This window comes from Desulfovibrio biadhensis, assembly GCF_055388615.1.
Genome location: NZ_AP042477.1, coordinates 2,073,289 through 2,085,127, shown reverse-complemented (window position 1 = coordinate 2,085,127; position 11,839 = coordinate 2,073,289). Strand labels below are relative to the sequence as shown.

Genomic DNA, 11,839 nt, shown 5'->3' with positions numbered 1-11,839 from the left:
ATTACCAGTTGGTGGCGTTTTCATCCTCAAGGCACAACTTACCCAACCCCGTTTCGGGATTGATGGGGTAGTTGCCGTTAAAGCAGGCCAGGCAATAGTCCTTCGGGCTGGCTACCGAATTCAGCAGCCCCTCGATGGTCAGGTAGTGCAGCGAATCCAGACCAATGAAGCGGGCAATCTCATCCACGCTGTTGTTGGCGGCTATCAGCTCCCCTTTTGAGGAGAAGTCGATGCCATAGAAACATGGGTTACGGATCGGGGGGCAGCAGACGCGCATATGCACTTCACGCGCTCCCAGTTCACGGAGCTTTATGACGCGGGAGCGGATGGTGGTGCCCCGCACTATGGAGTCGTCTACAATGAGCAACCGCTTGTTCTTTATCATGCTGCGCACGGGGTTGATCTTCACCCTGGTGCTGAAATCGCGCATGGACTGGGAGGGCTGAATAAAGGTGCGCCCTACGTAGTGGTTGCGGATCATGGCTGTTTCAAAGGGCAGGCCGGACTCCTGGGAGTAGCCCACAGCAGAGTACACGCCCGAATCAGGGAACGGCATGACGAAATCGGCGTCCACCGGTGCTTCCCTGGCGAGAATGCGCCCCATTTCCTTGCGGCGTTCGTACACGCATTCGTTGAACACGATGGAGTCTGGCCGCGCAAAGTAGATGAGTTCGAAAATGCAATGGTGATTTTTCTGCGGTTCACCCAGGCGATAGCTTTCCATGCAGTTGCCCTGCAACACTATCATTTCACCCGGTTCAACGGGGCGCAGGTACTCGGCCTCCAGCAGGTCGAAGGCGCAGGTCTCGGAAGCAAAAACATAGGAGCCGCCCACGCGCCCCAATGCCAAGGGGCGGAAGCCATGGGGGTCCTTGACCGCTATCAGCTTATCATCAGCAAGAATAAGCAGGGAATATGCGCCTTTGACCCTGTTGCAGGCGGCGAGCACAGCTTCTTCCAGGCTCATTTTGCGCAGATTCTTGGCAATGAGGTGGATGAACAGCTCTGAGTCGATGGTGGTCTGGAAGATGGAGCCTTCGTCTTCCAGTTCCTTGCGCAACTGCTGGGTGTTCACCAGGTTGCCGTTGTGCGCAACAGACAGGTGCATGTTGCCGAAACGCACCAGAAAAGGCTGGGCGTTGCGGATCAGGGAAGCGCCCGTGGTGGAGTAGCGAATGTGCCCCACAGCGATGTTGCCCTTGAGCTCCTTGCCCAGGTGGCGTTCATTGAAGACTTCCGGAACAAGCCCCATGCCGCGATGTTCGCGGATTTTGGTGCCGTCCCAGGTGACAATGCCTGCGCTCTCCTGCCCACGATGCTGCTGCGCGTAAAGGCCGAAATAGGCCATGCGGGCAGCTTCCTCATGGTTGTAGATCCCGAACAGGCCGCAGTATTCTTTTTTCATGATAAGGCCTTGTGGTTTGGCCGCATCAGCAGCGGCCGTAGTATTCCTGCAGGCTCTTTACCTCAAGCCCCTTGCCACGGAGCTCGGTGATGGCCTGAGCCATGGCCCTGGCGCCTGCAATGGTCGTTGTGTAGGGCAAACCATAAAGCAGCGTGGTTTGCCGCAGCAAACGCGCGTCTTCAATGGTTTCCTTGCCCGAAGGCGTATTGATCAGCAGGTCAATTTCCTTGTTGATTATCTGGTCCACAACATGGGGGCGCTTGCCTTCCGAAACCTTGGGAATGCGCTTGGCAGGCACGCCCTTGGCGTTCAGAAAATCGGCAGTGCCGCCCGTCGCCAGAATCTCGAACCCCAGGTCCTTGAACAGCCAGGCAAGATTCACCGCTTCAGGCTTGTCATGGTCGTTTACGGAAATGAACACGCGCCCTTTGGAAGGCAGCTTCTGCCCTGCAGCGAGCTGGCTTTTCATGAAGGCCAGACCAAAGGTCTCGTCAATGCCCATGACCTCGCCAGTGGAGCGCATCTCGGGTCCGAGCAGGATGTCCACCCCCGGAAAACGGTTGAAAGGCAGCACCGATTCCTTGACCGAGACATAGCCTTTCTTGCGCATGCTCCAGGGGTCAAGTTCTTCGAGGGTGCGCCCCATCATGACCTTGGTGGCCAGCATGGCCAGGGGCACGCCCGTGGCCTTGGACACAAAAGGCGCCGTGCGTGAGGCGCGGGGGTTGACCTCGATGATGAAAATCTCACCGTTTTTGATGGCGTATTGAATGTTCATCAGCCCCACGACCTTCAGCTCTTTGGCCAAGGCCTTGGTCTGACGCGTGATGTCTTCGAGCAGTGCGGGAGATACCGTATGCGGGGGCAATACGCAGGCGGAATCGCCCGAATGGATACCGGCCTCTTCAATATGTTCCATGATGCCGGCAACGTAGGTATCCTTGCCATCGCTCAGCGCGTCCACATCCAGTTCCACGGCGTTCTCAAGAAACTTGTCGATCAGGATGGGGTGGTCCTCGCTGGCGTGGCTTTCGCCGGAGGCAATAAGCGCCACGTTGAAATAGCGCTCCAGTTGCTCTTCGCTGTAGACGATCTCCATGGCCCGCCCCCCAAGTACGTAGCTGGGACGCACCACCACGGGATAACCGATATCACGGGCAATGACATACGCCTGATCCAACGTAGTGGCGGTGCCGTTGGGCGGTTGCTTCAGGTCCAGCTTGTGCAACAGGCCCTGAAAGCGTTCGCGGTCTTCGGCGCGGTCGATGCTGTCGGGCGAGGTGCCCAGAATGGGCACGCCGGCGCGCAGCAGCGGCACGGCCAGGTTCAGGGGCGTTTGTCCGCCGAACTGAACGATGACCCCGTCGGGCTTTTCAAAATCCACGATGTGCAGCACGTCTTCCAGGGTCAGCGGCTCGAAATACAGGCGGTCCGAGGTGTCGTAGTCCGTGGAGACGGTCTCAGGGTTGGAGTTGACCATGATGGAGTCCACGCCCATTTCCTTCAGGGAGAACGCCGCGTGGCAGCAACAGTAGTCGAACTCTATGCCCTGGCCGATGCGGTTGGGACCGCCGCCCAGAATCATCACCTTTTTGGTGTCGGCAGGGGGAGTGGTCTCGCTGCCCTGCTCGTAGGTGGAGTAGAAATAAGGCGTATAGGCCTCGAACTCCGCAGCGCAGGTATCCACCAGGCAGTATGTGGGAAGAACGCCCAAGTCTCTGCGCAAGGTGCGGATGTCATCCTCGCTGCGTTTCCAGAGCTGGGCGAGCTGCCGGTCAGAAAAACCGTATTCCTTGGCGCGGCGCAGCATTTCCGCAAGTTCAGGGTTGGACGTGACAACGCTCTGCTCCAGGCTGAACTGGCGGAGCTCGTCTTCCATGTCCACGATTTCCTTGATCTGCCGCAGAAACCAGGGGTCGATATATGTATGGTCGTACAACTCTTCGATGGACATGCCCGTTATCAGGGCATGGCGCACCGCAAAAATCCGGCGGGAATTGGGCTTTTGCAGCTTGCTCACCAGCTCGTCGCGGTCGAACTCGCGACGCTGGAAATCGCGCCCCAGCCCGGGCATGCCGATTTCCAGGGAGCGCAACCCCTTTTGCAGCGATTCCTTGAAGGTTCTGCCGATGGACATGGCCTCGCCCACACTGCGCATGGACGTGGTCAGAAAGTCCTCGCTGCCCGGGAATTTTTCAAATGTGAAGCGCGGAATCTTGACCACGCAATAGTCGATGGTGGGCTCAAAGGACGCCATGGTTTCGCGGGTGATATCGTTGGGAATCTCATCCAGGGTATAGCCCACGGCGAGCTTGGCCGCGATCTTGGCGATGGGGAAGCCGGTGGCCTTGGAAGCCAGGGCCGAAGAACGCGAAACACGGGGGTTCATCTCGATGATCACCAGCCGCCCGTTTTCCGGGTTCACGGCGAATTGTACGTTGGAGCCTCCGGTTTCCACCCCGATTTCGCGCATGATGGCAATGGCCGCATCACGCATCTGCTGGTATTCCAGGTCGGTCAGGGTCTGGGCGGGGGCCACGGTGATGGAATCGCCCGTATGCACGCCCATGGCGTCGATATTTTCAATGGAGCAGATGATCACGCAGTTGTCGTTTTTGTCGCGCATGACCTCCAGCTCGAATTCCTTCCAGCCGAGAACGCTTTCTTCGAGCATGACTTCCGTGGTCATGCTGGCGGCCAGACCGTGGCCCGCGATCTTTTCCAGGTCTTCCATATTGTAGGCGACACCGCCCCCTGTCCCCCCAAGGGTATAGGCGGGGCGCACGATGATCGGGAACGGCAGCTCCGTGGCCAGACGTCGCACGTCTTCCATGCTGCGTGCAATGCCGCTCTGGGGCACTTCCAGGCCTATATTTTCCATGGCCTTGCGGAAAAGCTCACGGCTTTCCGCCTTCTGGATGACGGGAAGCGACGCGCCGATGAGTTCCACGCCGCATTCATCGAGCACGCCCAGTTCTGCAAGCCCAACCGCAGTGTTCAGGCCGGTCTGCCCGCCCAGGGTGGGCAGAATCGCGTCTGGGCGCTCCTTGCGCACCACACGGGCCACGGATTCGGGCTCAATGGGCTCGATGTAGGTCCTGTCGGCCAACTCGGGATCGGTCATGATCGTGGCCGGATTGGAGTTCACCAGAACCACTTCATAGCCCTCTTCCTTCAGGGCTTTCAGGGCCTGGGTGCCAGAGTAGTCGAACTCACAGGCCTGGCCAATGACAATGGGGCCGGAGCCGATGAGCATAATCTTTTTGATGTCCTCACGCTTGGGCATGGCACTCTCAAATGTACGGTTTCAAGTAGATGGAAAAAACATGGTGTTTGTTGCAGGCGGCGCAGTGCAAGACACAAGGGGCAGTTGCCCCCTGCCGCGACGGCACCTGTTGTGTCACCACGGTATGGGCATGGCCTTTTTCGTAACGATGCGAAACAGCGAGATTCAATCTGTGAACCAACGTGTGCTCTCGGTGATAGTACTGAGAGTGCAAACCGCTAAACGTTTTGCAACTCGAAGATATAAGTACCACTACGGTTGTGCCTGACACCGGCAGGGCCGAAGACAAAACCGCCGGAGCATAATCAAAACCGCCTGCTCCGGGTTATATGACACAAGCCCCTGCCCAGGCAAGGCGCAGCCTTGACCGAACATTCCGGGGGTGACGGGCGTTGCATATACTCCAAAGCCACGAATAGCAAGGTGTGCGCCATGCCTGCACTGGCGCGGGTTGCTGCGTGACGCAGCCAGACAATGCATACGTCAATTGTCATGTATTATTCACACATTCACAACATTTCACCTTTTTCCACGTGGCAGGATGCACCCTCTTCCAGGGGTGCGCGCACCGCGTTTTTCCCTGGTTTAGGAAAAACAAAGGGCAACCTGGCCGATGAAAAATGCTTCTCTCCGTGACGATACCATGCGCAGTGTGAGCATGGCGGACCTGGTGGAAAGCGTTTTCACCGCCCCGCCAGACATGATGGTGCGCGACGTAAAAAAACGCATTGAAGTCCAAGACGACCCTATCAGTTCCCTCGTCGTGGTTGATGGCGAACGTCCTGTGGGACTGGTTATGAGCCTGCACCTGGACCGTGTTCTCAGCCAGCAGTACGGTGTCGCACTCTATCACAAACGCCCTGTTTCCGATGTCATGGACGCAGCTCCCCTTGTGGCCGATGCTGGCAGCGCCCTCGATGTCGTGGCTTCGCAAGCCATGCAGCGCGAAAAGGACAAAATTTTCGACCATGTCATCGTTACCAAGGATGGGCAGCTTGCCGGCATTGTCACGGTTCAGGCCATGCTCTCCACCCTTGCGTCCCTGCATCAGCAACGCACACGCGACATGGAACGCATCAATACAAAACTCAAGCAAGCCAACACGAAAACGGAAGCCATGCACCATGAGCTTGCCGATGCGTACGTCAAACTCCGAGAAGTGGACGAACTCAAGACGGACTTTCTTTCCATGGTTTCCCACGAGTTGCGCACGCCCCTGACATCCGTGCTGGGCTTTGCCGAAATCACGCAGAACGATCTGGAGACAGTGATATTTCCATGTGTCCCCACCCCGGACAAAAGAGCCGGACGGACCATGAAAAACGTCAGCAAGAACCTCTCCATCATCCTGGAAGAAGGCGAACGCCTGACCGCCTTGATCAACGACGTCCTGGACATCGCCAAGATGGAAGCCGGCAAGGTGGACTGGAAAAGCGAGTCCATGGACATCAATGAAATTGTGCGCAGAGCCCTGGCCTCTACGGCCTCGTTGTTCACAAAGAAAAACATCGAGAGCGTTGTTGCAATAGACCCCGATTTGCCAGGTTTGAAGGGCGACAAGGACCGCGTCATCCAGGTGGTGGTCAACCTCATCTCCAACGCCGTAAAATTCACGGATAGCGGCAGTGTGACATGCAAGGCCGAACGCTGGAGCAATGACGAAGGCACATATGGTGTGCGCGTTAGCGTACGCGATACGGGTGTGGGCATAGCGGGAGACGACCTGGACAAGGTTTTTGAAAAATTCAAGCAGGTGGGCGATACGCTGACGGACAAGCCCTCGGGCACAGGTCTTGGGCTGCCTATCTGCAAGCAGATCATCGAGCACCACGGCGGTACGGTGGGCGTCAACAGCGAGCTGGGCAAAGGCAGTGAGTTCTGGTTCACCCTGCCCGAGGAAGCCGCCTTGATACGCGCGGAGCATAAAACCGTGGAAGCCTTCATGGAGGCCAACGGTTCCTTTTTTCTGCAGACGCTTGCCAAACGGGTGGGGCTTGGCAACGGCAAAAAACCACAGCCCGGCGTGCCCAGACCCGGCGCCCTATTGGTCCTGCCCAACGAGCGCCTCAGGCGCCACCTGCGGCAACGCATCGAAGCCCTTGGCCTTGTTGCCCACGAGGCAGCGGACGTAAACGCCGCGCTGACCCTTGCCAAGCGCGCCCCCTTGGAGGTGGTGGTCCTGGACCTGGACGCTTTTGAAGAAAAGGGCATTGAGCTGGCCGCCGCCCTGCGCAAACAGCAACGCACCAGCCACGTAAAATTTATGAATCTGAGCCACGGAGGCGAGTCGGAACAAGGCTTTGCCGTGGCCCTGGACAGGCTGTTCGCACGCCCCATCCGGCGTTCGAGCCTGCTGGAAGAATTAACGCTTCTTGGCGTTGGGAAAAACGCCCCCGTTTTGCTGGCGGATCAGGACCCGGCCTCGCTGCAGGCCTTTGCTTCCCTCTTGGGCGAGCAGGGCTACGCAGTGAGCATGGCGGACAGCATGGAAGCCTGTCTGGAGCAGACAACGACAGGCCCTTTGCCGCTTCTCCTTACAGGCGCCCGCTTTGCATCCCGCTTTGATCTTTTGCGCTCGCTACGATTCGAGCACGGCTGCAGCGACCTACGCGCCGTGCTGCTGTCCTGAACAACGCAAACGGCTGGGAAAAAGCATGATAAAACTGCGTCGCATTCTCAATAAAAAGCCTGCCACAAGCATGCTGCAAGACATCGCCGACGGTCTGGGCGCGCCGATTTCCGTATACGACCCATCCGGCAAGCTGCTCTTTGGCCCTTCCTCCAATCCTGGGGTGGACGCCCCCCTTGTTGTAAAGGGCGACCACCTGGGGACGGTGCGCTCGGACGTGACCACAGCCGCCGTGGCGGCCTCCGCGCTGGACGCCTATATCGGACAGGAAGTGGAAAAGCTCATGCTAAGCAACGACACCCTGAACAAATACAATGAATTGAGTCTGCTCTATGAGGTGGCGCCCCGACTGCTTGCCCTGCGCACTGCAGGTGAGGTGGCAACCCAGTTGCTGCGCTGGGCCTGTGACATGATCGACTGCGCGGCAGGTGTCGTGGTGTTTGTACCGTCCGCTCAAAAAGCAGACTCTGGCAAGGATTTCGACATCCTGGCGGTACAGGGCGATGAATCATTGGCCAGGGGCAGCCTGACAAACGCCCGGATGCTCCTTCTGGAAGTCATGAAAAAGGGCGCTCCCGAGATGGTCAACGACGTTGCCGACGATTACCGCTTCACGGATTCCGGCGATGCTGCCGGGGGGGAGAGAAACAACCAGGGGGTGAGTGTGCCCAAAGCCTGCCTGTGCTCACCAATCCTGGGACAAGGCGGCGAGGACAATGTGCTGGGAGCCGTGCTCCTGACGCATCACAGCCCAAGGGAATACGCCGCACGCGACATCAAGCTGCTCCACTGCCTTGCCTGCCAGGCCGGCATGGCGCTGCAAAATGGCCGCAGAGGCCAGCGCACGGCCAAACCCACAGCGCCCATCAACCCCGGCCAGCAGCCCCCGACTCGTAAAGGATAGCGGCAACCGCTGCTTCAGGAAAAAACAATCATGGACACACTAAACAACCTTCGCATTCTTGTTGCCGAAGAGGACCCCGTAACACAGCGGGTGCTCTCCAACATGCTGCTTTATTGCGGGCATTCACCTGCCCATTTTGCAGACACGCCAGAGGCGGTTCTGGAAACACTGTCCAATGGCGGCGTCGATCTGACGCTGCTGAACTGGACCCTTGTGGCGGACCACGACTTTGCGCTCCTTAAGGAATTGCAGGAAAAGCGCATCAGCCAGGGCATGCCCATGATGCTCATGGTGCCGGGCATGAACGAGGAATACGTGAATCAGGCCGCACGTTTCGGCTTCAACATATTTATCCCCAAACCCATTCCCGCACATTTGCTGCCAGAAAAAATACAGGAGGCTGTGCTCTCCACCCCTGGATGGCAGGAAGCACGCCAAAACGGGTTGGGGTCGCCTTCCGCTCACACTGCTGCAGAAGAAGTGCAGGAACAACCTGCAACTTCCGCCCAGAAGGATGCAGGCGCATCTCTTTCTGTTGTAGAGCAACCGGCACCGGTAAACAGCAATGGCGCCGATGGTTCTGCCTCCCCTCACGGGATCCGCATACCCACCACGCCCGTGGTTGAGGAAAAGGCGCCTGAATTTGTCACCAATATGGCCGACCCCATGGAGGCCGTGCCCATGAAGAAAGACATCAGGCAAGCAAAAAAAGCGGCCCACCCTGCTGTAGTGGGAGGGGGCGCTCAAGAACAATCCCCCTCCAAACAAACGCCCCAGCAGGAAGCAACCAAAAAAGCCAAGGCGCTTTACGCATCCGGGCGTCAGGCCTTGATCGAAAAACGCTTCAAAAATGCGGCGCAGTCCTTTTCCCAGGCTTTGCAACTCTGTAAGGCGTTCCCGGAAGCCCACAAAGGATTGGGGCTGGCCTACCGGGCCCTGGGAGACCTTACCCGGGCCAGAAGCTGCTACAACAAAGCTGCCCAGTATTACGTCCATGCCGGCAAACACCAGCAAGCCGCGAAACTGTATGCCGAGCTGTGCAAGGCAGGCCTCAAACCGCTGAATCCGTTCAAAATAATGGCCGACCACTGCAAAACAGCCGGCAAAATGTCCAAGGCTGTACAACTGTACGAACTGGGCGCCCAACTTACGCCCACTGACCCCATGATTGCCTATAACCTCTTTCTGCTCTACCGCCGGAACGGCCAGGGGGAAAAGGCCCTTGCGACTGTATCCCGGCTTTTGGAGGCAACCCAAGAGATGACCAATCCTGCGCAGCGTAAAAATCTGGAATGGGCCGAGGGCGTTTACCGTAAAATGACCGGCAAGACATATGGTCAACCAACCAGCGAGGATGAGGAAGTGATCGATTCGGATGCTTCCCCAACCATCCTCATAGTCGACGATGAGCCGCATATCCGCATGCTGCTCGAACGCTCTCTGGAATCACTGGAAGACGATGGCGTGACATTGCTGTTTGCCGAGAACGGTGAAGAAGGCCTGGAAATGATCCGGGACAAGCGCCCCGAGCTGGTCTTTCTGGACGTTATGATGCCCAAAATGAACGGCTTCGACGTTTGCCGCACCGTCAAACGGCAACTGGGAATGAACGAAGTCTACATCATCATGCTTACTGCCAAGGGGCAGGAGTTCGACCGCAAGAAAGGTCTTGAAGCAGGGGCAGACGTGTATATGACCAAGCCCTTCCGTCCGCAGGAACTGGCAAACCTTGCCCGTGCGGTGCTCGACCTTTGATGCGTCCCATGAATTGGAGAAATACCCTTGAAAAATGCAGTAAATGGCCTGGCGCAATGCTTCGCGGATGACCGCATGACTTCGACAACGCACAAAAAACCAAGAAAGCGCGTTGGCGAGCTGCTGCTTTCTCGTGGCTGCGTGACGCCAGAGCAATTGAACAAGGCCCTTGCCGAGCACGTCTCCCGTGGCGTGAAATTGGGGCAATATCTGACTCAAAAAGGCTGGTGCACGGAAGAAGACGTGGCCGATGCGGTATGCAGCCAACTGAAGCTGCACCGATTTCGAGCCAAGGACTTTCCCCTGGATCTCAACCTGGCACAGCTCGTTCCTTTTGAACAAGCTGCGCGGTTGCAGCTTGTGCCCTTGCTGAAACGGGCCGGCATCCTCTGGGTCGGCACGGTCGATCCTCTGGACCTCAGTGCACACGACGCCATAGTCCGCGAACTGGAAACCGACGTTGAGCCGGTATTTTGCCTGGAAAAGGAGATACGGGTTCTTTCCAAAAAGCTGTACGGCAAAGAAATTACCGTAGAAGAGGAATATTCCCTTTCCGACCTGGCCGAAGAAAGCGAACTGGAAACCGAAAGCGAAAAAGCGGATGACGCTCCTTATAATATCGGCGACCTGCAGGACATGGCCGAGGGTGCCCCTGTCATTAAAATCGCCAACTCCATCCTGCTACAGGCTTACCAGCGCAAGGCAAGCGACCTGCACCTGAGTATGGAGCATGACGAGGTGATCCTGCGGTTCCGCGTCGACGGGGAACTGCGCGATCAGCCCGCACCCCCAAAAAAATATTTTCTGCCCCTGGTTTCGCGCATCAAGCTTCTTTCCAATCTGGATATCTCTGTTTCCAAAATTCCCCAGGACGGGCGTTTTTCCTACCGGGTGAAAAACGCGGAAGTCAGCGTGCGTACCTCCACCATTCCCACCATCTATGGTGAGAAGATCGTTCTGCGTCTGCACGAGCAGTCCAACCACCATCTGAAGCTGGAAGACCTGGGCATGAGCGAACCGGAGCGTCTGATGATCGAACGGGGCATGCAGAAGCCCCACGGCATGATCCTGGCGACGGGCCCCACAGGCAGCGGTAAGACCACCCTGCTTTATTCGTTGCTGGCGCGCATAAACAACCCGGATATCAACATTGTGACCCTGGAAGACCCTGTAGAGTCCCGCGTGGACGGCGTTACCCAGATTCAGTTGAACACCAAGGCCAACATGACCTTTGCCAGCGGGTTGCGCTCCATTCTGCGCCAGGACCCCGATGTGATCATGGTAGGTGAGATTCGCGACGCCGAAACCGCCTCCATTGCCATCAAGAGTTCCATGACGGGGCACAAGGTGCTCTCCACCCTGCATACCAATGACGCCCCAGGCGCAGTTGCCCGCTTTCTGGACCTGGGCATAGATCCTTTCATGCTTTCTGCCACGCTGCAGGTTGTAGTCGCCCAGCGTCTGGTGCGCCGCATCTGCCCCTATTGCATGGAATCCTACGAAGCGCCCCTGCCTGTTGCCAGACACTTGCTGCAATCGAGCACGGACGCCACGGTGCATCTGTTCCGCGGTAAGGGGTGCAACCAGTGCGACGGCACCGGTTTCAAAGGGCGCATGGGAGTTTTCGAAGTCCTTGAGGTGGATTACGAAGTCCAGGACATGATCCAGAAACGGCTTCCGGCAAAAGACATCAAGCAGACGCTGGCCAAGGCCGGAAAACTGCGGACGTTGGCCAAGGACGCTGCAGAAAAAGTGCTCTTTGGACAGACCACCTATGAAGAATTCGTCAGCGTTGCCTGCTGACACTGCGTGCGATTTCACCACAAGCCTTGCCAATCATGGCGCCGTGTGCCACTAAAT

The 11,839-nt window shown here is 57.5% G+C and carries 6 protein-coding genes; 4 read left to right on the top strand and 2 right to left on the bottom strand.

Annotation, left to right across the window (positions count from 1 at the left end):
- Position 1 precedes the first annotated feature (1 nt).
- Both purF and carB read right to left on the bottom strand, forming a co-directional pair.
- On the bottom strand, positions 2-1,405 hold the full coding sequence (gene purF, locus ACZ5EH_RS09105) for an amidophosphoribosyltransferase (protein ID WP_464277808.1): 1,404 nt from the start codon (positions 1,403-1,405) through the stop codon (positions 2-4).
- Positions 1,406-1,430: 25 nt separating this feature from the next.
- A complete protein-coding gene (carB, locus tag ACZ5EH_RS09100; RefSeq protein ID WP_464277807.1) occupies positions 1,431-4,691 on the bottom strand; it encodes a carbamoyl-phosphate synthase large subunit in 3,261 nt (1,086 codons plus the stop codon).
- A gap of 613 nt (positions 4,692-5,304) precedes the next feature.
- Here carB and ACZ5EH_RS09095 point away from each other — a divergent pair.
- The 4 genes from ACZ5EH_RS09095 (at position 5,305) to ACZ5EH_RS09080 (ending at position 11,782) form a co-directional block, all read left to right on the top strand.
- Positions 5,305-7,320, top strand: a complete 2,016-nt coding sequence (locus ACZ5EH_RS09095) for an ATP-binding protein (protein WP_464277806.1) — start codon at positions 5,305-5,307, stop codon at positions 7,318-7,320.
- 25 nt (positions 7,321-7,345) lie between these two features.
- Entirely contained in the window at positions 7,346-8,224 is an 879-nt protein-coding gene (locus tag ACZ5EH_RS09090) for a GAF domain-containing protein (protein ID WP_464277805.1), read from the top strand.
- A 30-nt stretch (positions 8,225-8,254) separates the two neighbouring features.
- Entirely contained in the window at positions 8,255-9,979 is a 1,725-nt protein-coding gene (locus ACZ5EH_RS09085; protein WP_464277804.1) for a response regulator, read from the top strand.
- Positions 9,980-10,054: 75 nt separating this feature from the next.
- Positions 10,055-11,782, top strand: coding sequence for a GspE/PulE family protein (locus tag ACZ5EH_RS09080; RefSeq protein ID WP_464277803.1), 1,728 nt, complete (start codon positions 10,055-10,057; stop codon positions 11,780-11,782).
- Positions 11,783-11,839: the final 57 nt, after the last annotated feature.